The 26616-nt window shown below is 37.6% G+C and carries 25 protein-coding genes; all 25 read left to right on the top strand.

Features of this window, described 5'->3' with window-relative positions; genetic code table 11:
• Nucleotides 1–27 precede the first annotated feature (27 nt).
• On the top strand, nucleotides 28–1839 hold the full coding sequence (gene lepA / locus Gferi_RS02370) for a translation elongation factor 4 (protein WP_069974113.1): 1812 nt from the start codon (nucleotides 28–30) through the stop codon (nucleotides 1837–1839).
• A gap of 36 nt (nucleotides 1840–1875) precedes the next feature.
• The gene (gene hemW, locus Gferi_RS02365; RefSeq protein WP_069974112.1) at nucleotides 1876–3015 is read left to right on the top strand and encodes a radical SAM family heme chaperone HemW; all 1140 of its coding nucleotides are present in this window, start codon (nucleotides 1876–1878) and stop codon (nucleotides 3013–3015) included.
• Nucleotides 3016–3120: 105 nt separating this feature from the next.
• Nucleotides 3121–4152, top strand: coding sequence for a heat-inducible transcriptional repressor HrcA (hrcA, locus tag Gferi_RS02360; protein ID WP_069974111.1), 1032 nt, complete (start codon nucleotides 3121–3123; stop codon nucleotides 4150–4152).
• Between the two features lie 90 nt (nucleotides 4153–4242).
• Nucleotides 4243–5775 (top strand): TCP-1/cpn60 chaperonin family protein, encoded by a 1533-nt coding sequence (locus tag Gferi_RS02355; protein WP_083273324.1) that lies wholly within the window; start codon nucleotides 4243–4245, stop codon nucleotides 5773–5775.
• A gap of 26 nt (nucleotides 5776–5801) precedes the next feature.
• A complete protein-coding gene (grpE, locus tag Gferi_RS02350) occupies nucleotides 5802–6380 on the top strand; it encodes a nucleotide exchange factor GrpE (protein ID WP_069974110.1) in 579 nt (192 codons plus the stop codon).
• A 39-nt stretch (nucleotides 6381–6419) separates the two neighbouring features.
• Nucleotides 6420–8258: a molecular chaperone DnaK gene (dnaK, locus tag Gferi_RS02345; RefSeq protein ID WP_069974109.1), complete on the top strand. Its 1839-nt coding sequence runs from the start codon at nucleotides 6420–6422 to the stop codon at nucleotides 8256–8258.
• A 127-nt stretch (nucleotides 8259–8385) separates the two neighbouring features.
• Entirely contained in the window at nucleotides 8386–9519 is a 1134-nt protein-coding gene (gene dnaJ, locus Gferi_RS02340) for a molecular chaperone DnaJ (RefSeq protein ID WP_069974108.1), read from the top strand.
• 125 nt (nucleotides 9520–9644) lie between these two features.
• A complete protein-coding gene (gene prmA / locus Gferi_RS02335) occupies nucleotides 9645–10601 on the top strand; it encodes a 50S ribosomal protein L11 methyltransferase (protein WP_069974107.1) in 957 nt (318 codons plus the stop codon).
• On the top strand, nucleotides 10594–11352 hold the full coding sequence (locus Gferi_RS02330) for a 16S rRNA (uracil(1498)-N(3))-methyltransferase (RefSeq protein WP_069974106.1): 759 nt from the start codon (nucleotides 10594–10596) through the stop codon (nucleotides 11350–11352). Before prmA ends, Gferi_RS02330 begins: the two co-directional genes overlap by 8 nt.
• Nucleotides 11353–12672: a tRNA (N(6)-L-threonylcarbamoyladenosine(37)-C(2))-methylthiotransferase MtaB gene (gene mtaB, locus Gferi_RS02325; protein ID WP_069974105.1), complete on the top strand. Its 1320-nt coding sequence runs from the start codon at nucleotides 11353–11355 to the stop codon at nucleotides 12670–12672.
• An 81-nt stretch (nucleotides 12673–12753) separates the two neighbouring features.
• Nucleotides 12754–13098: a histidine triad nucleotide-binding protein gene (locus Gferi_RS02320; RefSeq protein ID WP_069974104.1), complete on the top strand. Its 345-nt coding sequence runs from the start codon at nucleotides 12754–12756 to the stop codon at nucleotides 13096–13098.
• A gap of 127 nt (nucleotides 13099–13225) precedes the next feature.
• Nucleotides 13226–13408, top strand: coding sequence for a 30S ribosomal protein S21 (gene rpsU, locus Gferi_RS02315; RefSeq protein ID WP_069974103.1), 183 nt, complete (start codon nucleotides 13226–13228; stop codon nucleotides 13406–13408).
• A 13-nt stretch (nucleotides 13409–13421) separates the two neighbouring features.
• Nucleotides 13422–13865 (top strand): GatB/YqeY domain-containing protein, encoded by a 444-nt coding sequence (locus tag Gferi_RS02310; RefSeq protein WP_069974102.1) that lies wholly within the window; start codon nucleotides 13422–13424, stop codon nucleotides 13863–13865.
• A 164-nt stretch (nucleotides 13866–14029) separates the two neighbouring features.
• Nucleotides 14030–15154, top strand: a complete 1125-nt coding sequence (locus Gferi_RS27410; RefSeq protein WP_083273323.1) for an endonuclease/exonuclease/phosphatase family protein — start codon at nucleotides 14030–14032, stop codon at nucleotides 15152–15154.
• Between the two features lie 127 nt (nucleotides 15155–15281).
• Nucleotides 15282–16601 carry an NfeD family protein gene (locus Gferi_RS02300; protein WP_069974101.1) on the top strand — a complete coding sequence of 440 codons (1320 nt, stop codon included), beginning with the start codon at nucleotides 15282–15284 and terminating at the stop codon, nucleotides 16599–16601.
• A gap of 36 nt (nucleotides 16602–16637) precedes the next feature.
• Nucleotides 16638–17606: a flotillin-like protein FloA gene (gene floA / locus Gferi_RS02295; protein WP_408607504.1), complete on the top strand. Its 969-nt coding sequence runs from the start codon at nucleotides 16638–16640 to the stop codon at nucleotides 17604–17606.
• Between the two features lie 40 nt (nucleotides 17607–17646).
• Nucleotides 17647–18153: a hypothetical protein gene (locus Gferi_RS02290; RefSeq protein ID WP_069974099.1), complete on the top strand. Its 507-nt coding sequence runs from the start codon at nucleotides 17647–17649 to the stop codon at nucleotides 18151–18153.
• 119 nt (nucleotides 18154–18272) lie between these two features.
• The gene (yqfC, locus tag Gferi_RS02285; RefSeq protein ID WP_069974098.1) at nucleotides 18273–18551 is read left to right on the top strand and encodes a sporulation protein YqfC; all 279 of its coding nucleotides are present in this window, start codon (nucleotides 18273–18275) and stop codon (nucleotides 18549–18551) included.
• A 14-nt stretch (nucleotides 18552–18565) separates the two neighbouring features.
• Nucleotides 18566–19747, top strand: coding sequence for a sporulation protein YqfD (gene yqfD / locus Gferi_RS02280; protein WP_069974097.1), 1182 nt, complete (start codon nucleotides 18566–18568; stop codon nucleotides 19745–19747).
• A 60-nt stretch (nucleotides 19748–19807) separates the two neighbouring features.
• The gene (locus tag Gferi_RS02275) at nucleotides 19808–20797 is read left to right on the top strand and encodes a PhoH family protein (protein WP_069981265.1); all 990 of its coding nucleotides are present in this window, start codon (nucleotides 19808–19810) and stop codon (nucleotides 20795–20797) included.
• 20 nt (nucleotides 20798–20817) lie between these two features.
• Nucleotides 20818–22914, top strand: a complete 2097-nt coding sequence (locus tag Gferi_RS02270) for an HD family phosphohydrolase (protein ID WP_069974096.1) — start codon at nucleotides 20818–20820, stop codon at nucleotides 22912–22914.
• 2 nt (nucleotides 22915–22916) lie between these two features.
• Nucleotides 22917–23372, top strand: coding sequence for an rRNA maturation RNase YbeY (gene ybeY, locus Gferi_RS02265; protein WP_069974095.1), 456 nt, complete (start codon nucleotides 22917–22919; stop codon nucleotides 23370–23372).
• A 13-nt stretch (nucleotides 23373–23385) separates the two neighbouring features.
• Nucleotides 23386–24084: a diacylglycerol kinase gene (locus Gferi_RS02260; RefSeq protein WP_069974094.1), complete on the top strand. Its 699-nt coding sequence runs from the start codon at nucleotides 23386–23388 to the stop codon at nucleotides 24082–24084.
• Nucleotides 24085–24249: 165 nt separating this feature from the next.
• Nucleotides 24250–25524, top strand: a complete 1275-nt coding sequence (locus Gferi_RS02255; RefSeq protein ID WP_207645789.1) for a hemolysin family protein — start codon at nucleotides 24250–24252, stop codon at nucleotides 25522–25524.
• A 29-nt stretch (nucleotides 25525–25553) separates the two neighbouring features.
• Nucleotides 25554–26615, top strand: coding sequence for a DUF3048 domain-containing protein (locus Gferi_RS02250; RefSeq protein WP_069974092.1), 1062 nt, complete (start codon nucleotides 25554–25556; stop codon nucleotides 26613–26615).
• The last annotated feature ends 1 nt before the right edge of the window (nucleotide 26616 follow it).

Raw genomic sequence — 26616 nt, 5'->3', positions numbered from 1 at the left:
GAGAAGGATATGAGGAGGATGTAGTACATGACCAGTAATCGACAAAAAAAGATACGAAATTTTTGTATCATTGCTCATATTGATCACGGAAAATCTACCCTTGCTGATAGATTGATTGAAAAAACCGGCCTATTAACGTCAAGAGAGATGAAAGATCAGATACTGGACAGCATGGATCTGGAGAGAGAGAGAGGGATCACCATAAAGCTCCAGACAACTCGGCTGATTTATAAAGCAAAGGATGGAGAAGAGTATATCCTGAATTTGATTGATACACCAGGGCATGTGGATTTTACCTATGAAGTCTCTAGGAGTCTGGCAGCCTGTGAAGGTGCTATTCTGGTAGTAGATGCAGCGCAGGGTGTAGAAGCGCAAACTTTGGCCAACGTTTATTTGGCCATTGATCAAAATCTGGAGGTTGTTCCTGTAATTAATAAAATAGACCTTCCAAGTGCAAGACCTGATGAAATCAAGGCAGAGATTGAAGACATTATTGGGATCGATGCCAGTGATGCACCTTTGATATCTGCAAAGGAAGGCTTGAACATTGAGGAAGTGTTAGAAGCTGTTGTAAAACACGTACCTCCTCCATCAGGAGATGAAGACGCAGCAGTAAAAGCACTTATCTTTGATTCCTACTATGATAGCTATAGAGGAGTAGTGGCTTATGTTCGTGTAAAAGAGGGTGCCATTAGACCCGGAGATAAAATTTTGATGATGGCTACAGGTAAGAAATTTGAAGTAAACGAAGTGGGTATATTTATACCCAATCCAATGCAGGTGAATGAACTAAGAGCTGGAGATGTAGGGTATGTTACAGCGAGTATAAAAAATGTAAAGGATACCCGTGTAGGAGATACGATCACTAGTGCAAGCAATCCAGCGTCGACTCCGCTGCCTGGCTATAAAAAGGTTGTGCCAATGGTTTATTGCGGTGTCTATCCAGCAGAGGGCGAGAAGTATGAAAACGTACGTGATGCATTAGAGAAATTGCAAGTAAATGATGCTGCCCTTGAATTTGAACCGGAAACATCTGTAGCATTGGGTTTTGGATTTCGATGCGGATTTTTAGGACTGCTTCATATGGAGATTATACAGGAAAGATTGGAACGAGAATTTAATTTAGATTTGATTACCACGTCTCCCAGCGTAATATATAAGGTTGCAACAACAAACGGAGAGGTACAAATGATTCAAAACCCGACGAATCTGCCGCCGGCTACAGAGATTGCCTACATGGAAGAGCCTATTGTGAATGCAAATATCATGCTTCCAAATGAATATGTAGGCAGTGTGATGGAATTGTGTCAAGAACGCAGAGGTACAATGAAGCATATGGAATATCTTGATGCGAAGCGTGTAGTACTCCATTATGATCTACCCTTAAATGAAGTTATCTACGATTTCTTTGATGCTTTAAAATCCAGAACCAGAGGATATGGCTCTTTAGACTATGAATTCAAGGAATATCAGCGATCCAAATTGGTGAAAATGGATATTTTACTTAATAAGGAATTAATTGATGCTTTCTCTATGATCGTCCACGAAAGCAAGGCGGAATCTAGAGGTCGTGCCATTTGCGAAAAACTGAGAGAAGTTATCCCAAGACACATGTTTGCCATTCCGATTCAGGCGGCTATCGGATCAAAGGTTATTGCACGGGAGAATATCAGTGCTTTGCGTAAGGATGTATTGGCAAAATGTTATGGTGGAGACATTACGCGAAAGAAGAAGCTTCTTGAGAAACAAAAGGAAGGAAAGAAGCGAATGCGGCAGTTAGGCTCCGTAGAAGTACCTCAAGAAGCTTTTATGGCAGTTCTGAAATACGACGATAAATAGTCACCAAAGGGTGGCTATTTTCATAGAGGTGAAAGTATGAGAGAGATCGGATTGTATATCCATATTCCCTTTTGCAAACAGAAATGTGCTTACTGTGATTTTGTATCTTTTGAAGGAAGAAATACTGAACGAGATGAGTATATTGCTGCTCTGGTAGGGGAACTGGAAAGTTGGCATAATCCATTAAAAGATTATCAGGTTCAGACAGTTTTTTTCGGTGGCGGAACACCATCTCTGCTGAGTATTCCTCAACTAGATTTTATTTTAGAAGGAATCCACCGGTATTTCAAGCTGAAAGCATCGCCGGAAATTACAATTGAAGCCAATCCCGGAACACTAGACAAAGAGAAATTGACATATTATCGTCAGTCTGGTATCAATCGCTTAAGTATAGGTCTACAGGCTTGGCAGGATGAATTGCTTAGAACCTTAGGCAGAATACACACCCGGAAAGAATTTTTAGAAAACTATTATGCAGCAAGAGATGCTGGATTTGAAAATATCAGCGTAGACCTAATGTTTGGACTGCCGAATCAGTGTTTTCAAGACTGGAAAGAAACATTGCAGCAGGTTCTTTACCTAAAGCCTGATCATATTTCTACTTACAGTCTGAAAGTTGAAGAAGGCACTCCTTTTGATCGATTGTATGAACAAGGGAAGCTTATATTACCTGATGAAGAGTTGGAAAGGGCTATGTATCACTATACAATAACAGTGCTGGCACAACATGATTATCGACACTACGAGATTTCAAATTTTGCTTTAAATGGAAAGGAATCTATTCATAATAAAATATACTGGAAAAACGAGGAATATATCGGAATTGGTGTAGGTTCCCATTCTTCATTTAATAAGGTCCGTTTTTCCAATACTGCTGATATCAATAAATACAGGGAACTTATAGAAAGTCAAAAGAACCCTATGGTGGAGCAGGAGAAAATTTCTATTGAAGAAGAAATGTCAGAAACTATGTTTTTAGGGCTCCGGATGATGGCCGGAATTGACCTGGATCGCTTTCAAAGACGGTATCAGGTAGATGCCAGAGAAAAGTATGAAAAACAAATTACAGATTTTATCAAGCAAGGATTATTGACTATGGCAGGTGATAAATTGCGTCTTACTCAGAGAGGAATTGATGTATCCAATCGTGTATTTGCTTCCTTTTTGCCGGAATAGAAAATTTTAAAAATTATATTGACAAAATATTTTATTAGTGATAATTTAAAATCATAATAGATTAGCACTCAACGAGATAGAGTGCTAACAAATGGGAGTGGTATTATGGATCTGGCAGATAGAAAAATGAAGATTCTACAGGCCATAATAAGAGATTTTATAACAACTGCGGAGCCTGTAGGATCAAGAACCATCGCAAAAAAGTATGACTTGGGCATTAGCTCGGCAACGATTCGGAATGAAATGGCCGACTTGGAGGAGCTAGGTTATCTCCAGCAGCCCCATACTTCTGCCGGGAGAATTCCATCAGATAAGGCCTATCGATTGTATGTAGACCGCATCATGATGATGAGAAAAATTGCTCAAATAGAGAAAAATATTATTCAGAAAAGCCTGACAGAGAAAATCGGGGAATTGGAACAGTTAATTTCCAATACAGCAAGGATATTATCTCAAGTGACAAAATTGACTTCTGTGGTGATTTCCCCTCAATATCGGCATAATCGATTAAAACACATACAACTAATTCCAATTGATGACAGAAGTATTCTACTGGTCATTGTTCTGGAATCCGGGGTTGTAAAAAATGCGGTTTTACGTGTCGGAGAGGAAATGCCTGTAGAGCATTTGGATAAGGTTTCAAAAATGTTAAATTACAGGCTGCAAGGATTGACAGTAGCTGATATTTCTAACAAGTTGATGCATAGTGCAAAAGAAGAAATGCAGATGTTTAACTCTATCATCGCTTCCATTATGCCTATGGTGATGTCTACGCTGGAAGAAATTGAAGATGTACACTTATATTTAGATGGTTTAGTAAATATACTAAATTTACCAGAATACAATGATATTCATAAGGCAAGAGAATTTATTACAATGTTGGATCAAAAGGACCTGCTAAAGGATTTGCTTCTAAATACGCAGGAAGATGTAAGCATCACTATAGGAAAAGAAAATAAACATGAAAATTTACAGGAATGCAGTATTATTACAGCTACCTATAAGCTAAATGGAAGAACTGTTGGAAAGATTGGTGTAATAGGTCCTACTAGAATGGATTACGATAATATTGTATCTGTTGTTGACTTTATGAAAAGTAATTTAACCCAGCTTTTAATGGAGCATAAGGGAGAATAAAAAATATATAGTGCAAAATACGAAAAGCGTATTTTGCACTATATATATGTCTTTTACGCAAGATTCAGATCGTATGAAAGGAGAAGAATATTGAATCATATACAGGCTGAAGAAGAAAAAGGAAGAGAAAACTATTCGGCACTTGAAAACAATATTCAAGCAATTAAGGCTCTGGTATCAGCGGTGGAAGGGACTCTCGGCCCTAAGGGAATGGATTGTATGATTGTCAATGACCAAGGAGAATTCATCGTCACAAATGATGGTGTTACGATTTTAACAGAAATGGATGTGAGCCATCCGGCTGCAATTATGCTGATTAATGGAGCCTTTGCACAGCAAAACGAAATCGGTGACGGGACCACCACGATGACGATTCTAACCGGGCAACTGCTGGAATCTTCCCTTCACTATATTCAAAAAGGTGTATCCATTCATCAGATTATTGAAGGAATAAAATTGGCTATTCAAAAGTCGATAACCCATATCCAACACAGCAAAATCCCTATAGAAGCAGAAAATTGGAAGCTATTGCGTGCCATTGTCAGGATTGCCGGAAGAAATGACGAGGCTCTCGTAGAGCTGCTGCATAATGCAGCAGAATATGTTGGGGAAGAACGATTACAGTTTAAGGATTTCCGATTTGCAGACATCATTGAAGGGATAGAAGGATTAGAGGATGAGGTAATCAAAGGGATGATCATTCACCGGGTACCAGCAGGAAATCTTGAGGATATTTGCATCCAGAATGGAAAAATACTTGTTCTAGATGATGAACTACGTCCAGAAACTCTGGCTGATGAATTAATGGGAACGGAAAGTGGATTTAACCAGTACATAGAAAATAGGAAAATATTTGAAGATGGAATTCAGAAAATTATCGATCAAAAAATAGATATTGTATTTTTGGAACGAACCATAGATCCATATGGAGAACAACTTTTAACCGATGCAGGTATTGTTGTGATCACTCATGTGCTGCGAGAACAGCTGAGCCGATTGGTACGATGCACAGGAGCTAAGTTTATGAAGAAAAGCCTGCTGTATAAAAAACACCAAGAGTTAGAGGTATATTGTGGCAAAGCTGGGCAAATTATATATGATGCAAAGCTTGACGGATTAAAGATAATCGAAGGCGCAGGTATACCGACGGCTACGGTCTTGGTAAGCGCCGCTACTGGAATTGTAACAAAAGAAAAGGAAAGGGTAGCCCGAGATGCAGCTTCTGCACTGCAGGCAGCGGTGAAAGAGGGCATTGTTGCTGGAGGTGGTGCAATAGAACTATCCTGCGCGCTTATGCTGGAGGATCTAAAGTATCATACCGATGGTATGGAGAAATATGGTATTGATTGCGTCATCGATGCATTAAAAAAGCCTATGTACAATATTATAAAGAATGCAGGTTTTAATCCACTGGAAAAACTTGAACAGACAGCAACTGCAATGAAGAATACAGACTGTCAAAGCTTAGGGGTTTGTTGTGACACGGGATCCGTGAAGGATTTACTTCAAGCCCGAATTATAGATCCTGCAACCGTAAAAATATATGCCTTAAAAGCTGCAGGTGAAATTGCTGAGGCAATTTTAAAAATACACTTAATACTAAAAGGAAGATCATTCCAATAAATTATGACTTAGGGTAGGTGAAGAAGATGGAACAAAATTACTCGGGAAAAGATGAAAAAGCCTTTACGAATGATGAAACTGCCAAGAGTGATCTAGAAGCCACAAAGGAAGAGTTAAATGAACAGCGACAGTTGTATCAGGAAGAGGACTTGAAGGAACTATTGGCGAAAAAGACTGAAGAAGTTGAAGAGATGAACAGCAAATACTTGCGGATTTCTGCAGATTTTCAGAATTATAAAAGAAGAGTTGAAAAAGAAAAGAGCGAGCTTCATAGTTACGCAAATGAAAAATTAATATTGGAATTGCTTCCTGCAATTGATAATCTAGAACGTGCCGTAAGGTCTATATCTGAAGAAGGCAATAAGGATGAAGCCGTAACAAAGGGCATTGAAATGATTCTTCAGCAATTTTTAGATACGATGAATAACAACGGACTAGAGGAGATTAAAGCTTTAGGAGAGGATTTTGACCCCAATCGCCATCATGCAGTGATGCAAGAAGCAAGTGGGTCAGAGGAAACGAATAAAGTGCTAGAAGTATATCAAAAAGGATATGCCTTAAATGGGAAAGTGATTCGTCCAAGTATGGTTAAAGTATCCAATTAAATATTATTGTAACTATATATAAGGGAGGAAAAATTGATTATGGGTAAAGTAATCGGTATTGACTTAGGAACAACAAATTCATGTGTTTCTGTATTAGAAGGTGGAGAGCCAGTAGTAATTCCAAACGCAGAGGGAAATAGAACCACACCATCCATTGTAGCTTTCACAAAAAATGGTGAAAGACTAGCAGGAGAAACTGCCAAGCGACAAGCAATTACAAATCCGGATAGAACGATTATATCCATTAAGCGATATATGGGTTCTGACCATAAGGTTACAATAGATGGCAAAGACTACACGCCTCAGGATATATCAGCGATGATCTTAATGAAACTAAAGGCGGATGCTGAAGCTTACTTAGGTGAAAAGGTAACAGAGGCAGTAATTACGGTACCTGCATATTTTACTGACAGCCAAAGACAAGCAACAAAGGATGCAGGAAAAATTGCAGGTTTAGAAGTAAAGCGAATCATCAACGAGCCTACGGCAGCATCCCTGGCTTATGGTTTGGATAAAGATACAGAACATCATAAAATTATGGTTTTTGATTTGGGTGGAGGTACATTTGATGTATCGATTCTAGAATTGGGAGATGGGGTATTCGAAGTTTTAGCTACAAATGGAAATAACCATCTTGGTGGGGACGATTTTGATCAAGTAGTTATGGATTATTTAGCGGAAGCCTTTAAAAAAGAAAATGGCGTAGATCTAAGGCAAGATAAAATGTCTCTGCAGAGATTAAAGGAAGCAGCAGAAAAAGCAAAGAAAGAGCTTTCCAGTATGCAGACTACAAATATCAACCTACCATTTATTACAGCAACTGCCAATGGACCACTTCACTTAAATATGGACTTAACACGGGCAAAATTCGATCAGTTAACTGCACATTTGGTTGAAGCTAGCATGGGACCAACAAGAAAGGCATTAGAGGATGCGAAGCTAACTGCAGCTGACATTCATAAAGTGATTCTAGTAGGGGGTTCTACGCGAATTCCAGCGGTACAAGAAGCTGTGAAAAAGTTAACAGGAAAAGATCCGCATAAAGGTGTGAATCCTGATGAGTGCGTTGCTATTGGCGCTGCTGTACAAGCAGGTGTTTTAACAGGAGAAGTAAAAGACGTGTTACTGCTGGATGTGACGCCACTCTCATTAGGAATAGAAACCTTAGGCGGTGTATTTACGAGACTAATTGAGCGAAATACAACGATACCTACAAGAAAGAGTCAAGTATTCTCAACGGCTGCAGATAATCAAACGGCTGTAGATATTCATGTGCTGCAAGGCGAAAGACAGATGGCATCAGATAATATCACTTTAGGAAGATTCCAATTGTCAGGAATTCTACCAGCACCAAGAGGAATTCCACAAATTGAAGTAACCTTCGATATAGATGCAAACGGAATCGTACATGTTAGTGCAAAGGATAAGGGCACTGGTAAGGAGCAAAGTATCGCCATTACTGCATCTACAAATCTTTCCGATGAAGAAATTCAGAAAAAGGTTAGAGAAGCAGAGCAATTTGCCGAAGAAGATAAAAAGAAGAAAGAAGCTATCGAAATTAGGAATAAAGCAGATTCCATGGTATACGAAACTGAAAAAGCTTTAAAAGAGGTAGGCGACAAAATTAGTCCTGAGGACAAAACAAAGGTAGAGGCAGCTTTAGAGGCATTAAAGAAAACCTTAGAAGGTGACAATATTGAGGAAATGAAAAAAGCTACAGAAGAATTGACAAATGCTTTCCATGTATTATCACAAAAAATGTATGAGCAGACGGCACAACAAGGTGCAGCGCAGGGAGAAGAAGCACATGGTGATGGAAGCGCAGACAAGGAAAATGTAGTTGATGCAGATTATGAAGTAGTAGACGAAGACAAATAACCTACAAAAGGCACCCCTTTGGGTGCCTTGTAGTTGTGAAGAATGGTTGCATATTACTAAAGTATTTCTTATAATAGATAAGGTATGCGAGTTTACGCGAATCCTAACTGGAAAGGCGGTGAGAAGGATGGCGAAAAGAGACTATTATGAAGTCTTAGGCCTGGAAAAAGGTGTGGATGAACAGGCAATTAAAAGAGCCTACAGAAAACTGGCAATGCAATATCACCCAGATAAGAACCCAGGTAACAAAGAAGCAGAAGAAAAGTTTAAAGAAATCAATGAAGCCTATGAAGTATTAAGCGATGCAAATAAAAGAACGAGATATGACCAGTTTGGACATGCAGGAGTAGGTGGGAATGGCGACGGCGGGTTTGAAGGCTACTCAGGTTACGGTGGGTTTGATGATATTTTTGGAGATATTTTTGACATGTTCGGCGGAGGATTCTCCGGTGGACGACGGCGGAATGGACCGCAAAAAGGTGCTGATTTAAAATATGAATTAGGAATCACCTTTGAGGAAGCTGCTTTTGGTGTAGAGAAAGACATCAATGTTTCTCGGCATGAAAGCTGTAATACTTGTAGTGGCACAGGAGCAAAGCCGGGCACTTCAAAAAAGACCTGCTCAAAGTGTAATGGGTCTGGTGAAGTGCGGTATGCGCAACGAACGCCTTTGGGACAGTTTGTTAATGTAAAAACCTGTGATGTTTGCCATGGAGAGGGAAGCATTACGGAAACTCCTTGTAAGGATTGTGGCGGTACAGGCAAGGTGATGAAAGATAAGAAAATTCATATAAAGATCCCTGCAGGAGTAGATACAGGTTCAGTGATACCTTTAAGGGGGCAAGGAGAACCTGGTATAAAAGGGGGCCCTACAGGAGACCTCTATATTGTATTACGGGTGAAGCCTCATGAAATCTTTCAAAGAGATGGTACCGATGTAATCTGTGAAATGCCGATTACTTTTGTTCAAGCAGCACTAGGTGATGAATTAGTTGTACCTACCCTAGATGGCAGGATTAAATATAAAATACCAGAAGGTACACAAAGTGGTACGATTTTTAGGATGAAGGGAAAGGGTATCCCTAGTTTGCGAGGATATGGCAGAGGAGACCACTATGTAAAAGTGGTTGTAGAGATACCCAAAAAGCTAAATGACAAGCAGAAAGAGTTATTAAAGCAGTTCGCCGATGAGATGGGCGAGGATGTTCATGAACAAAGAAAGACATTTTTTGATAAGGTGAAAGATGTTTTCGGTATATAATCTAAGAGCACCCAGTTAAAGCTGGGTGTTTCTAATAGAAGAAAGAATTTTAATTAACTGGTAAATTTTATAGGGTTAGGGTATAATATATCCGATAAAAGGTCAAAGCTACGGAGGGTATGCAAATGAAATGGATTGAGGTAAAGATAAAGACAACCACAGAAGCAATCGAAGCAGTTTCCAATATTCTTTACGATGTAGGCGTAGGCGGCGTTGTTATTGAGGATCCCAACGATCCAATCTTTAAAGAAAAGGATGCTGGAGACTGGGACTATGTAGATGAGTCACTGCTGCAAAATGTATTGGAGGGTGCAATTGTTAAGGGATACCTTCCAGAGAGTGAGGACCTTATCGACAAAATTGAATGGATCCGACAAAGTGTGGAAATGATACCTCAATATAACCTGGATAAGGGTTTAGGAGAGGTAACGACTACAGAAGTATATGAAGAAGATTGGGCCAATGCATGGAAAAAATACTATAAACCAAAGAAAATCGGCGGCAAAATTGTCGTTAAACCTACGTGGGAGTCTTATACACCTCAAGAGGAAGAAATTATTGTTGAACTTGATCCAGGTATGGCCTTTGGAACTGGAACACATGAAACAACCATGATGTGTGTCCAAAACCTAGAGAAATATGTTACAGCTGACAGTCTTGTTTTTGACATCGGGTGTGGTAGTGGAATTTTATCGATTGTTGCCGCAAAATTAGGTGCAAAAAAAGTAGTAGGAATCGACCTTGATGAAGTTGCGGTAAAAGTATCGAAAAAAAATGTAGAAGACAACCATGTAGTTGGACAGGTTGAAATTAAACGTGGAAATTTGTTGGATACCCTGCATGAACAGGCGGATATTGTAGTGGCCAATATTATTGCGGACATTATAGTCATTCTGGCTGAAGATATAAGGAAGTTCCTAAAAAGAGACAGTATATTTATTGCCTCAGGAATTATATTGGATAAAATCGATGAAGTAACGGCGGCGCTCAACAAAAATAGGCTGGAAATCCTGCAGATCGAAACCCTGGGAGAATGGGCTGCAATTGTATCAAAGCCAGAGGGTGATCAGAAAAATGAATAGATTTTTTGTAGACAGAAAAAATATCATAGGAGACCAGAAGCTGATTGTTCTTGATGACCCGGAAGATGTGAAGCATATCATTAAAGTACTTAGACTTGCAGAAGAAGATATATTAGAAGTATGTGATGGAGAAAAAGGAATTTATATTGGGGAGATTTTATCCCTTTCCAAAACAAAAATAGAATTGAAAATACTAGAAAAATTTCTTTCAGATACAGAACCGCCTATAGAAGTGACACTTTTCCAAGGAATGCCAAAGGGTACAAAAATGGAAATAATCATACAAAAATGCACAGAACTAGGAATTCATAGCATTATTCCGCTGAATACAGCGCGAACAGTGGTTCAGCTAAAAGACAAAAAAGACGAAGTGAAGAAAATAGAGCGATGGCAAAAGATTGCAGAAGAAGCTGCGAAACAATCTAAAAGAGGAGTCATACCACAGATCGGACTTCCGATAAATTTTTCTCAACTACGAGATGTACTGCCTCTATTTGATTTAGTTATTATTCCTTATGAAAAGGAAACTGTTTTGGGATTAAAAACGCTTTTAAAAGAACAAATGAGCCCCAAAAAGATAGCCGTTATTATTGGCCCAGAGGGTGGATTTGAAGAGACTGAGATTGAGATTGCTAAAGAATTAGGAAGTATGTCCATAAGCCTTGGCAAAAGAATTCTGAGAACAGAAACAGCAGGATTTGTTGTTTTAAGTACCCTCATGTATGAACTAGGGGATTTAGGAGGTATATAGGTGAAAAAAGTAGCATTTTATACCCTTGGGTGCAAAGTTAATCAGTACGAAACAGAAGCCATGGGCGAGTTATTTGAAAAAGCTGGCTACCAGGTGGTTGACGATGAAGCCAGTGCAGATGTCTATGTGATCAATACCTGTACGGTTACCAGCCTTGGAGATCGAAAATCACGGCAATTAATTCGTCGGGCCAAAAAAGACAATCCGGATGCAGTCATTGCTGTAGTAGGGTGTTATTCGCAGACAGCACCAGAGGAGGTTTCCAGTATAGAGGGTGTAAATATTATATTGGGTACCAATGATCGAAATAGAATTGTAGAGTACGTTGAAAAATTCAGAAAGGCTAATGAAAGAATTTATGCAGTTGAAGATATCATGCAGATCAGAGAATTTGAAGAAATGACCATAGGAGAGATAAAAGGGAAGACTAGGGCGTTTCTCAAGATTCAAGAAGGCTGTAATCAATATTGTACCTACTGTATTATACCTTATGCCAGAGGACCTATACGAAGCAGAAAGCCTGAAGATATTATTAAAGAAGTGCAGCGGTTGGCTGATAACGGCTTTAAGGAAGTCGTATTAACAGGGATACATGTAGCCTCCTATGGTAAGGATTTAGATAAAGGCTCCTTGCTGGATGTACTTAAGGCAATTCATCCTATAGCAGGCGTTGAAAGAATTCGATTAAGCTCTATAGAGCCCACGTTGATCAGCGAAGCTTTTGTTGCGGAGATTGTACAGCTTCATAAAATGTGTCCGCATTTTCACCTTTCTCTGCAAAGCGGCTGCGATGAGACACTAAAGAGAATGAATCGAAAATACACAACAACAGAGTACAAAGAAAAAGTAGATATCCTTAGAAAATATCTCCCTGATGTTTCTCTTACTACAGATATCATGGTAGGTTTTCCCGGAGAGACAGGGGAAGAATTCGAAAAAACATATGATTTTGTACAAGAAATTTCCTTTAGTCAAATCCATGTATTTAAATACTCTCCAAGAAAGGGAACGCCTGCTGCAAAATATGAGCGACAGGTATCGGCAGAAATAAAGCAGCAGAGAAGTGAGCGGCTCATGCGCTTAGCTTCTGAGGATATAATTAAATATAATGAAAAGTTTCTTAATACCCGAAGAGACGTGCTATTTGAGGTTGCAAGCCAAGAATATAAGGAATATTATGAGGGACTGACAGATAATTATATACGTGTACTTTGCAAATTTAATGAAAGTCCTGAAAGTAAAATAAAATCAGTCCTACTTACAGATATACAAGGTGATGCGCTGATGGGCACTCCTGCTGAAGAAAAAAATGACTTATAGATGCGATAAGCAGGAATTTTTTCATTTCTGTTGAATATGTATTTGAGCTTATGAGAAACCTTATTTAAGGAGGTGAACAGCGTGTCTGACTGTATTTTTTGTAAGATCATATCCAAAGAAATTCCATCTAAAATAGCCTATGAGGATGAACAGGTATTGGCTTTTTATGATATAAGTCCTGCAGCTCCCGTCCATATACTCATTATCCCAAAAGAACATATTGTTTCGATTGCCGAGATTGGAGAGATCCATCGGGATCTTCTGGGACACATTCACCTAATTGCAAAAAAAATTGCAGAAGAATTGAATATCAGTAAGGACGGTTATCGAATTGTTAATAACTGTGGCGACTCTGGAGGACAGACAGTTCATCACTTGCATTTTCACTTACTGGGTGGGCGGCAAATGAAATGGCCGCCAGGTTAAAAAAAAGTTGCAGAAATAGTAAATATAATGTATAATGACATAGTATTATACACATTTTGATTCTCTATAGCTGTGTATTTTGCTATGGATACAGCACAAGATTGCTAGCGGAGGGAGGGAGAATTATATGTCACAAATTAAAGTTGGGGAAAATGAAACTCTTGAGAGTGCTCTTCGTAGATTTAAGCGTTCATGTGCCAAAGCTGGTGTTTTGTCAGAAGTTAGAAAAAGAGAGCATTATGAGAAGCCTAGTGTAAGACGTAAGAAAAAAGCAGAGGCTGCAAGAAGAAAAAACGCTAAGAAATTCTAAAAGAGGTGAAACTATGTCCCTCAAAGAAAAATTAATGGAAGATCTAAAAATAGCCATGAAAGAGAAAGACCAGCTGAAAAAGTCTGTTATCACAATGGTAAGAGCTTCGATTAAACAGTATGAAGTTGATCATAGAGTAGAACTTGACGATGACAGTGTTTTGGAAATCATGTCAAAACAAGTAAAGCAAAAGAAAGATGCTATTGAAGAATTTGCTAAGGGTGGAAGAGAAGACCTTGTAAATGAAGCAAAGGCAGAAATTGAAGTTTTGTTGACCTACTTACCGAAGCAGTTAACGGAGGATGAAATTTCGGAAATTGTTGTTCAGGTGCTCAATGAGACTGGTGCAAGCACTGCTAAGGACATGGGAAAGGTTATGGCCGCTCTGATGCCTAAGGTAAAAGGTCGTGCTGACGGAAAACTTGTTAATCAAGTTGTTAAAAAACATTTACAATAAAAAAAGACCATTTGGTCTTTTTTTTATTGTCTAAAATCGAAAAATATCAAGACTTTGTCAATCTAAGAATGTTTTTTTATTTGTAAAAATTATCAAGTAAACAAAGTAGTGGGGGATATGGTATAATATAGTCAGAAAATTTAAAAAAGGGGGAGGGGTATACATTGAGAAAAATTGCTGCAGTTCTGATTTTGGCATTGTTATTTCTAGTGGGATTTTCTTTTTCCACTACTGTATTTTCTGAAGAAGAGATTGAAATGAAAATAATTAAAGGCAGCAATAATAATTCTCTTATAAAAATATATACCCCCACGAATATTGGGAGCGTTTATTTGGAAATCTACCATATGGAGAGCAGGTTTTTAGCGGGTATTCATTTAAACTATCATACGGTTGAAGTATTAAATGACAGTACGAAAAATGTGTTTTTACTCAATACGGGAGTTCTGAAAGGAAAAAAACAAATCCATTTCACATTATTTCCCGGGACACAACGGGAGGAGAACTTCTGGCTGAAGGATTTAGAAATAATAGAAGATACGATTGAAACCGCTGTGATACAACAGGAAAGTAAGGGTGTGTTTGTGGAAGAGATCAATCAACTAAAAGTGATGAGCTTTAATATTCATCATGGAAGAAGCAAGTTTGGAGCCTATAATTTGAATGATGTAGCTAAGGTTATACGGGATCACAATGTAGATATCGTTGGATTGCAGGAAGTAGATAAGAGTGTATATCGTTCTCGATTTGAAGATCAGATCCAAAAATTGGCTGAAGAACTAGATATGCATTATGCCTATGGTTCCAACATACGGATTCTTGGAGCAGAGTACGGCAATGCAATTCTTAGCAAATATCCTATCGAGAGTTTTGAAAATGTTATTTTACCAGGGAATCGGAAAGAAAAAAGAGGATTATTAATGAGTAAGATTCGCGTAGAGGAAGAAGAAGTTAATTTTCTGGTGACTCATTTAGGATTAAATAGAGAAGAAAGAAAAAAGCAAATGCAGGCGATCGATCAGTTTATAAGGTTTTTAGGAAATAGAGTTATTTTAGTAGGGGACTTTAATACTACTGATAGTAATATAGATTTTTTTAATTTTAAGAAATATTTAATTGATACAGCAGAGGTTTTTGAGAATCAGTATCAACATACCTATGATGGTTTTGTTTTTAAATCAAGAATCGACTATATCTTTACAACTCAGGACTTTAGAACCATGTATTATGAGGTGCTGGATATGGATATATCTGATCATTTTCCTGTAATTGCACAACTGGAGCTTTAAAGTAGCGGTCAGTCTATTATGAATCGATAGACTGATTGTTTTTTGAAAATTTTTTTGGAAAAATAAGAAAGTGTTTTAAATATTTGGAGAAAGTGTATTATACTAATATATAGAGGAGGTGAATGAATTGGTAAGACAAAAGGGAAAGATACTGCTGCTTCTTCTGGTATTATTGATATTGTTGCCTTCTGGACAAGGAAAGGCTGCAGAGGGTGCCACTGTATATGTTATACCGGTCAAAGGTGAGATTGGCCCGGCTACAACGCAGTTTATTAGAAGTAGTATTGCAAAAGCAGAAGCTGATCCAAACTCTGTAGCTATCCTATTTGAAATAGATACATTAGGGGGAAGAGTGGATCAGGCCACACAAATCAGGGATATAATTTTTACAACACCCTTGCAGACGATCGCCTTTGTGAATAACAAGGCAGAATCTGCAGGTGTATTGATTACAATTTCTGCTGAAAATATTGTTATGGCACCAGGCGCAACGATTGGATCTGCAGAAACCATTCCCTACAATGAAAAGAACATATCCTACTGGCGTGGAGAATTGAGAACCACTGCCGAACGAAGAGGAAGAGATGCACGGTTAGTAGAATCTATGGCAGATCGAAGAATTGCTATATCAGACCCAAATGATCCTGAAAAGTTTATTGTACAAGAAGGAGAGCTGCTCAATTTAACGACAAAGGAAGCAGAAACTCTTGGATTTACAGATTTTACTTCAAACAATTATGAAGATATTTTATCATTTTTTCAGATTGATTATGAAGAAATCATTTCTGTACAACAAGACTATAAAGTAAGGGTTGCTCAGGCTGTTACAAGCTCGGTGGTATTACCGGTGATATTAAGCATCGGTTTTATTGGATTTGTTATTGAGGTACTTACACCAGGTTTTGGTTTTGGTGGAACAATTAGTTTGATTGCTTTCGTAATCTTCTTTGGGGGAAGCGTATTGGCAGGAAATGCAGGGTTAGCAATTATCGCACTATTTGTCACAGGAATTGTTTTATTGTTGATTGAAGCGATGATTCCAGGTTTTGGCGCGCCAGGAATAGGCGGTGTGATTTGTATAACCTTAAGTATCATTCTAGCATCTGATTCTATTGCTCTAGGGTTAACTTCTCTGTTTATTGCCTTTGTTATGACGATTATTGTTTCGGTATTGCTGTTAAAGTATGCACCACGAAATAAATATTTTGATAAGATCATTCTAGGGACAGAGCTGAATAAAGGAGCCGGGTTTTCATCAAACATGACAAGAGAGGACTTGTTAGGTGCTGAAGGAATTGCTGTAACAATGCTGCGGCCTTCCGGTACGATGGAGGTCAACGAGATTAAGTATGATGTGGTCACAGAGGGAGGATTTATTGAACAAGGAGCAAGAATAAGGGTTATTAAGGTTGAGGGACGAAGAATTGTTGTAAACAAAATTGATTAGGAGGGAAAAGGCATGGAGATTGTAGTATTAGGGATCATGATGATTGTTGTTTTAGTAGTACTAGGGATACTTTTTAGTTTTGTACCGGTAGGATTATGGATTACTGCGTATTTTTCAGGTGTAAAGATTGGTATTTTCACTTTGGTTGGAATGAGATTTAGAAGGGTAGCACCTTCGAGAATTGTGAATCCTTTAATAAAAGCTACAAAAGCAGGATTAAATTTAAACATTGATAAACTAGAAGCCCATTACTTGGCAGGTGGAAATGTCAATAGTGTTGTGGATGCACTCATTGCTGCACAAAGAGCAGAAATCGCCCTTGAGTTCGAAAGAGCAGCTGCGATTGATTTAGCAGGACGTGAGGTACTTAGCGCTGTACAAGTAAGTGTAAATCCAAAAGTAATTGAAACGCCTAAGATTTCCGCAGTTGCAAAGGATGGTATTGAAGTGGTGGCAAGAGCAAGAGTAACTGTACGGGCCAATATAGAAAGGTTGGTAGGGGGTGCAGGCGAAGAAACGATTATTGCAAGGGTAGGAGAAGGTATTGTAACAACTGTCGGTTCTGCTGCCAGTCACAAAGCAGTTCTGGAAAACCCTGATATGATTTCCAGAACTGTGTTGTCCAAAGGACTGGATGCAGGAACAGCTTTTGAAATTCTATCAATAGATATTGCAGATGTAGATGTAGGCAGAAACATCGGAGCCCAGCTGCAAACAGACCAAGCAGAGGCAGATAAGCGAATTGCCCAAGCAAAAGCTGAAGAAAGAAGAGCCATGGCTGTTGCGAAAGAGCAGGAAATGGTAGCGGCTGTACAGGAAATGCGTGCAAAGGTTGTGGAGGCAGAGGCTGAAATCCCTAAGGCAATGGCACAAGCTTTGCGGGAAGGGAAAATTGGTGTAATGGATTACTACAACTTGCAGAATATTAATGCGGACACAGATATGAGAAAATCAATTTCTAAGATGAGTAAAGAGGATGATTCCAACAGAACAGGCAAAAAATAAGCGCAGAACTTAATTTTGCCAATCAAAAGGATGTGATAGCATGGAGTTCTTAGGAAATATCCTACCGTTTTTGATTTTTATTCTTGTTGTCATCAGTAAAACAAAAAAAACTGCTCAGAAAACTAAACCGGCAGCAAGAAAAAATGTTTCTCAGGAAATTCGTCCCAATGTAAATGAGCAGCGAACAAAAAAAACTGTTATCAGTAAAGATTTTAAAAATATTGGTGAAATGCTGCGAAAAGAAATTAATACAGCAATTGAAGAAATGATGGACGGGAAAAAAGTTTCTCCCCATCATAAAAGAGACCTTCATAAAGCTACCAGCGGATTAGCGGATGAAAGGATTGTTGAACAATATATTGATGATGAAAGAGAAAAATTTGAAAAAACTATTGAAACTCCAGGAATCCAAGTAAAAGGAGAAATTGGAGATATCATTAGTGGAAATGAAATTGGAGGCAAAGACATGCCTATCCAAAGAGATGAGTTAGTTCGAGGAATTATTTTGTCTGAAATATTAGGGAAACCTAAATCTATTAAAAGATAAAAAAGGATCGAAAGCCTATGGCTTTCGATCCTTTTTTACATCGGTTAATAGGTGCAAAATCCTGTACTATGGAAAAATTCATTTGCATAAACTGTATATAGATAAGGGGGGATTGTTTCATGCAAAGTAGGACCGCGGCAATCAAAGAAAGTATTTCAGAACTACTAGAGCTTCCAAAGGATATTATATTAGATCTTCCCCGCGTTACGATGATCGGTAACCTACAGATTTATATTGAAAACCACAAGGGGATTGTAGAGTATTCAAAAACAAGGGTAAGAATCAACACCAGAAGCGGGATATTAAGGATTACGGGCAAGGAGCTTACAATAAAAAATATTGTAACAGATGAAATTGTGATCTGTGGCAGTTTTGAAAGTATAGAATTTACCGTGTAAAGGAGGGGAGCCTGTTGTCATTTGGAAGGCTATGGTATTTTTTTAGAGGATATGTAGTGATTAGGATTGAAGGACTTGCATTAGAAAAATTTATAAATTATGCTATTGCACGGGGGATTTATATATGGGATATTGTTAGACTGGATTATACTACTCTAGAGGCCAAAACAGGGTTGAGATCGTACAAAAAACTGCGGTCTATTATCAAAAAATCTGGCTGTAGGATAAAGATTTATGAGAAAATCGGATATCCTTTTTTTATGCATAAAATGAAAACCCGTAGAATGATGCTTCTGGGAGCTGTTCTTTCCCTATTTCTAATCTTTGCTGCCAGTTCCTTTGTATGGGATATTCAGATTTTTGGTATTGAAACTATATCACGAAGAGAGGTAGAAACCTATTTAGAGCGAATGGGACTCCGTATAGGGGCTTATAAATATCAGCTGGATATCCAAACCATAGAAAATGAGATGATGATTCAAATAGATCAACTGGCTTGGATTGGCATTGAAATGAAAGGAACGAAGGCTATTGTACAAATTGTAGAAAAAGTGAGCCCGCCGCCGCTCATACCGATCAATACACCTTGTAATATTATAGCAAATAAAAATGGTGTAATCGAAAAGGTAGTTGCAAAGAATGGCGAAGCTAAGGCTGAAAAAGGAGATATTGTAAAAACGGGAGATGTTTTAATATCTGGTATTATTGCAAAAGAAGGGCAGGAAATTAGATATGTACATGCTTTAGGAGAGGTTTATGCAAAAACCTATTATGAAGAAAATGAGGAGATGGATACTGTAGTAAACAGAAAGATTAGAACTGGAAATGTCTTTAAACGAAAAATTTTTCGCGTTCAAAATAATGAATTAATCCTTAGTAACAAAAGCGTACCCTATACAAACTATATCCTAGAGATAAAAAAGAAAAGCCTGCCTAGTTGGAGGAATATTGAATTACCTGTCGAAATTATATTTGAGGAGTATTATGAAGTTTTTGATGAAGTTGAAGTAATTGATAAAGAAATCGTGAAACAAGCATTGAAGGAGAAGATTTTGGTCAAAATACTGAATAAAATTCCTGAAAATATACCCATTTTAAATCAAGACCTCCAATATCAAGAAGAAAATACTAAAATTAAGGTTAAAATGATTATAGAAACGTTAGAAGAGATCAGCGCACAACAGAAATTGTGGTAGGAAAATGATCGAAACAAGAAATTTAAATTCTAAGGAGGATTTTATTTGGAACAACAGACAATGGAAAGAAGAATCAAAATGAATGAGATTGATTACACGAAAGAACTATTTGGTAATTATGATGCCAATATCAAAATTATTGAAGATCGTTTTGGTGTAAACATCGTATCAAGACAAGGAGAAATTGTCATTATCGGTTCTTCTACAGAAATAGAGACTGTAGAAAAAGTTATTAACAAATTAATCAAGATGCTGCAGTCCGGAGAAACCTTGGATCATCAAAAGATAAATTATGCAATCACACTTTTTGAAGAAAAGAAGGAAGATCAGATAGAGCAGCTGCTGGAAGGTGTAATCTGTATTAGTGCAAAAGGAAAACAAATCAAACCTAAAACTTTAGGGCAAAAAAAGTATACGCAAGCCATTAAAGCGAATGATATTGTTTTTGGTATAGGCCCTGCCGGGACAGGCAAGACCTATCTGGCAATGGCAATGGCAGTAAATGCTTTCAAAAATAAGGAAGTAAGCCGGATTATTTTAACAAGACCAGCTGTTGAAGCTGGTGAGAGTTTAGGATTCCTTCCTGGAGACTTACAAGAAAAGGTTGATCCTTATCTACGTCCTCTTTATGATGCCCTATATGATATTTTAGGGGGAGAAACCTTTTTAAAATATCGGGAAAGAGGTATGATAGAAGTAGCCCCACTGGCCTACATGAGGGGAAGAACTTTAGACGATTCTTTTATTATACTCGACGAAGCGCAAAATACAACACGAGAGCAGATGAAAATGTTTTTAACACGATTGGGATTTGGATCAAAGGCCATTGTTACTGGAGATATTACACAAATTGATTTGCCGAAAGGAAAAGAATCAGGTCTGAAGCAGGTTGTGGAAATCCTCTCTGATGTAAAAGGGATAGAATTTGTGTTTCTGAATGAAAGTGATGTGGTCAGACACGAGCTGGTGCAGAGAATTGTTAAAGCCTATGATAAGTATGAAAAACGCAAGGAGAGTAGGCCAAGAGAAGTAAAACATAGGACAAGGTAGTACGTATAGGAGGAAATAAAATGTTCTTTCTAAAGCACATCAAAGAAAAAATGAAGCAAAATTTTCTTATTCGCTTCTTAGGGAAAAAATGGATAAGTTATAGTTTATTAACAGGAGTTTTTTTTCTTGTTATATTTATTAGTACTATTTCAACCCTAGCACCGGAAAAGTATGAATTGCAGCCAGGTCAAAAAGCACCTGTGGACCTTAAAGCACCACGGGATATTGAGGATAAGGCTGCTACAGAAAAACTAATAAAAAAAGCCGTTGAGTCGGTGGAACCTAGAGAAAAAATTGATCCAACCATTCAAATTGATATTAAGAAAAAAATAGAGAGGTTTTTCGTCCATCTGTATCAGGTGAGGGGATTGTTAGAGGCTGAACATGATGAAAAGCTTGTGCTTTTAAAAGATGAGAATGGATTAGAATTAGATGAAAATCAATTGGCAATTATGCTCAATGCCTCTGAAAAAGAGTTAAAAAGCATGGAAAGTTACATCTATGAGATTATCACCCAGGTAATGTCAACGGGTATAAAAACCGAAGAATTAGAAAAAGAAAGAATCAATATCACGAATTATTTTATGAGTATCAAAGAGTTTTCCCAACAGATTCGTCAGATCGGTATCTACATTGTTAATTCTTCTATTCAAGCAAATCGTTTTTTAGATATAGAGACGACACAGCAAAAAATAGAAGAAGCGAAGAAAAATGTAGAAAAAGTGATCATCCGACGGGATAGTATTATTGCAAGCAGTGGAGATATCATTACAGAAGATAAGTATGACCTATTAAAAGAAGCAGGGTTAACAAAGGAGGATGGGAAAAAGGATTTTTCTCTATATATAGGAATTGGTCTCTTGGTTTTGATCGGCCAAATTCTTCTAATTTCTTATTTGTATGTTTTCAATAAGGATATTTTTCATTTTCAATCAAAACTCTATCTCATTCTGATTATATTCTTGTCTACCTATTTGATTTCTAAAACCATGTATACGATTTCTGCTTATCTTGTACCTATTGCAGCTTCTGCAATGTTACTGGGGATTTTAATCGATACACGGTTTGCAATTCTAGTAAATTTAGTGCTTACGATTTTATTAGGGCTAATAACCGGAAACAATTGGGGATTTTTAATGAGTGCACTTATTGCAGGTACTGTGGGTGCATTTTCGGTCAGTCATACGCATCAACGTTCGAATATCTTTTTTGCCGGACTGATGGTGAGCGTTAGTAATATGATTACGATTGTAGGTATAGGCTTGATAAACAACGCGGAAATGGCTAAAATTCTAATGGAGTGTTTTTATGGAATCTTAAACGGCATCTTCTGTGCAATCCTCACAATCGGTACTTTACCCCTATGGGAATCCGTTTTTCATATCTTAACACCGTTAAAGCTGTTAGAGCTTTCTAATCCTAATCAGCCTGCGTTAAAAAAACTTTTATTAGAAGCACCGGGGACCTATCATCATAGCATCATTGTAGGAAATCTCAGTGAAGCTGCTGCTGATGCAATTGGGGCCAATGGTTTAATGACACGGGTAAGTGCTTATTATCATGACATTGGGAAATTAAAGCGTCCGTATTTTTTTAAGGAGAATCAGTTGACCAGTGAAAATCCACATGATAAGCTTACTCCTAGTTTAAGTACCTTGATTATCACCAGCCATGTGAAGGATGGAATTGAAATCGCAAAAAAATATAATTTGCCTTCGGAGATTATTGAAATGATCGAGCAGCATCATGGCAGTACGCTGGTAAAATATTTTTACCACAAAGCAGTGACAGATGATGAACAAGAAAATGTAGAAGAAGAAAGCTTTCGCTATGATGGTGTAAAACCTCAGACAAAAGAGGCCGCTATTCTGATGCTGGCCGATTCAGTTGAGGCTGCTGTCAGAAGCATGTCTGAACCAACGGGAGAGAAGATGAAGGTACTTATTGACAAGATTATTAAAGATAAGCTAGATGATCATCAGTTGGACGCCTGTCCCTTAACCTTGAAGGATTTAGAAAAAATTGCCCAGTCTTTTCAAACCATATTGATGGGTATATTCCATGAGAGAATCGAGTATCCTGAAATTAATAGAAAAGAAGTGGAGGCGGCAGAATAGTTATGAATATTTTATTTGACAATCGTCAAGGAGAATTGGACCTTTCAGAACAGTTGGAGAAATTTCTCGGAAAAGTAGTTTCTTATACATTAGAAAAAGAAGGAATAAATCCCAATGCTGAAGTAAGTATATCTTTCGTTAATAATACAGAGATTCATCATCTGAATCTTACCTACAGAGGAGTAGACAAACCGACAGATGTTTTATCTTTTCCACAATATGAAGGGTTTGATGAAGTACAACAACTGGACTGCTTGGGGGATATTGTTATTTCTATAGAGAAGGCCCAAGAACAAGCTGTTGATTATGGACATTCTTTTGAACGGGAGATGGCATATTTGACAGTACACAGTTTGTATCATCTGTTGGGCTATGATCATGATACTGAAGAAAATACCAAAAAGATGAGGGAAAAGGAAGAAGAAGTTTTGCAGGCTTTGGGTATAATAAGAGAATAAGAGAGGAAATTGAATGAAAGTAAGAAAACTATTAGATAGTTTCAATTTTGCCATTGATGGGATTCTATACACATTAAAAACCCAGAGAAATATGAGAATTCATTTTACCTCAGCAATCTTAGTACTTTTTTTTAGTCTTTTTTTTAATATCTCAAAATTAGAGATGCTTATACTATTTTTCACCATTTCCCTCGTAATCATCGCAGAAATGATTAATACATCTATTGAAGCAACGATAGATTTAATTACCAATCAGTATCATGAACTCGCTAAAATTGCTAAGAATGTAGCTGCCGGAGCAGTTTTTATAGCAGCACTAAATGCAGTTATTGTAGCCTACATTATTTTTTTTAATAAATTAGATCAAGTGACAGAAATTGTCTTGCATAAAGTAAGACATGTGCCCATGCATATTACCTTTATTAGTTTTATCATTGTAGCACTAATTGTAATCTGCCTAAAGGCGTTCTTAGGCGGAGGAACCCCTTTTCGCGGAGGGATGCCAAGTGGGCATACCGCTTTAGCTTTTTCTATTTTGACGTCTGTTGCGTGGATTTCTGAGAATACTTTCATTATTACATTATGCTTTTTGATGGCATTTTTGGTGGCTGAGAGTAGAATTGAAACAAAAATTCACAGTTTATTTCAGGTGATTGTAGGTGCAATTCTAGGGGTATTTATCACTTTGATGATTTTTCAAATGATACAGTAAAGGGGAGTAGTCGATACTACTTCCTTTTTATAACAAAAAATAGTGTGGATTTTATTATACAAATTCTTTATTTTTGGTAAATATATAAGTTAGGAAGAATAATAGAAATCATTCCTGAAGCTCTCTGCAATGAATTGTGCTAAAATAGTACTGGGAGGAATTATTTTGTTTGCAAATGAGGATTGGCTAAGGTTCCTAGGACTTATGATTTTATTGATCTTTTCTGCATTATTTTCCAGTGCGGAAACATCCTTAACCTCTATGAGTGTAATCAAAGTGAAACAATTGAAAAATAAAGGTATTAAGCAGGCTTCGATTATTGAAAGGTTGATGGAAAAGTCTCATAAGATATTGGCAACCATACTTATTGGAAATAATATCGTAAATATAGCAGCTACAGCAATTGCAACAGAGTTGACCTATAAGTATTTCTCAGGGAAGAATGTTACCTTTTTGGTTACAATTGTAATGACCTTTGTGATATTGATTTTTGGAGAGATTACACCTAAGACTTTTTCTTCTTACTATCCGGAAACAGTGGCAATTAAATTAGGGAGACCCATCGAAATATTGTCCTATGTATTGTATCCTGTACTGCAGGTCTTGAATGGCATTACAAGTATAACGATCAGGTTGCTAGGCGGGAATGTGGATCAAAACAAATCTCTTGTATCAGAAGATGAGATTAAAACGCTGGTAGATGTAGGAGAGGAAGCCGGAATCATTGAGAGCAAGGAAAAAGAAATGATCAATAGTATTTTTGCCATCGGTGACATTGAGGCAACGGAGGTAATGGTTCCGAGAATTGATATGGTATATTTGGAAGAAGAATCAAGTCTTGAAGAGTCTCTTAATATTGTTATTGATTTTGGGTATTCAAGAATCCCAGTGATTAAGGATACGATTGACAATGTCATAGGAATTCTTTATGCAAAAGACTTATTGGCCTATGCACGGCAACCGGGGAGCAATGAAGATTTTGATATTAAAAAAATCATCAGAGCTGCTTATTATGTACCTGAAAGCAAAAAAGTCAGTGATCTGCTGAGAGAGATGCAAAAGGAAAAGGTGCATATTGCTATTGTTCTGGATGAGTATGGAGGAACCTTGGGGTTAGTCACTATAGAAGATATACTTGAAGAGATTGTGGGAGAGATTTTAGATGAGTATGATGATGAACTGGATCTCATTGAACAAATGAATGAGGATTCGCTAATTGTCAGCTCAAAGGCTTCTATCGAAGAAATTAATGAGGTGTTAGGAATATCTCTTCCAGAGGACGAATATGAATCCATTGGTGGTTTTGTCTTCAATTTGTTAGGCAGAGTACCACTAAAAGATGATATAATTGAATTTGATGATGCGAAAATTAGAGTAATGAGTGTTCAAAATCGAAGGATTAAACAGGTAGAGATACAAAAAAAGCCGCTGCAAGATTAATCTAGTATTGATGAAAGGATGAGGGGGACATGAGGAAAAGGTTCGGTGTAGGAGTGCTGTGTATTACTATTCTAGTACTTATTTTTGCTGTAGGTTGTAGTAAGAATAAACCTACAGGAGCAGAGCAGGACGATATTGTAGTGATTACAGACCCTGCAGATTCAAATGATGTGGTAGATACGAGAGAGGATTTAACTGGAAAGGTACCATCTCCGATAAGCGGGATCTATGTGGAACAGGAAAGGATAGAAAGAAGACCTTTTGCAGTCATGTTCGACAACATGGTAAAAGCGCGACCTCAAGCTGGGTTGGACCAGGCAGAGATTGTATATGAGTTTTTAGCAGAGGGTTTGATTACACGCTATATGGGTATTTTTCTAATTAATGAGCCGGATACCATAGGATCTGTTCGAAGTGCAAGACCTTATTTTATAGACAGAGCATTGGAATATGATGCACTGTATGTTCATGTAGGCGGCAGTGAACAAGCCAAAAGCGATATTAAAGCATTAAAAATGGCAGATATTGATGCTCTTTCTAGAAATAGTACGATTTTTTGGCGAAAAAGCCATAAACAAGCACCACATAACATGTATACCAGTACACAGGCAATTCGGAAAGCGGCAAGTGAAAGTAAGTATAATACAGAAGGCGTATACGAAAGATTAAAATTTCATAACAGCGACGTAAAGCCTAATGGTGCTGAAATATCAAAAGTAGGTCTTCCTTATAGTAAAAACTATACAGCAGCTTTTATTTACAATCAGGAAGAGGGAATCTATTATAGAGAGATCAACGGGAAGTCCCATCAGGATGAGATTTCTAAGCAGCAGATGACAGCAAAGAATATTATTGTACAAAAAGCTGCTACGAAGGTAATAGACAGTGAAGGTCGTTTGGAGATTGAGATGGTTGGAAAAGGTGAAGGATTTTATCTGACACAGGGTGAAATGCTTGAGATTACTTGGGAAAAGAAGTCAAGAAAGGCAATTACGAGATACTATGATAAGGATGGAAAAGAGATTCAACTCAATCCTGGTATAACTTGGATTCAAGTAGTACCTAAAACAATGAATTCAATCTTTGAGTAGT

The sequence above is a fragment of the Geosporobacter ferrireducens genome, assembly GCF_001750685.1.
GTDB classification, from domain to species: Bacteria; Bacillota; Clostridia; order Peptostreptococcales; family Thermotaleaceae; genus Geosporobacter; species Geosporobacter ferrireducens.
This window is presented reverse-complemented; position numbering and strand designations above follow the sequence as displayed.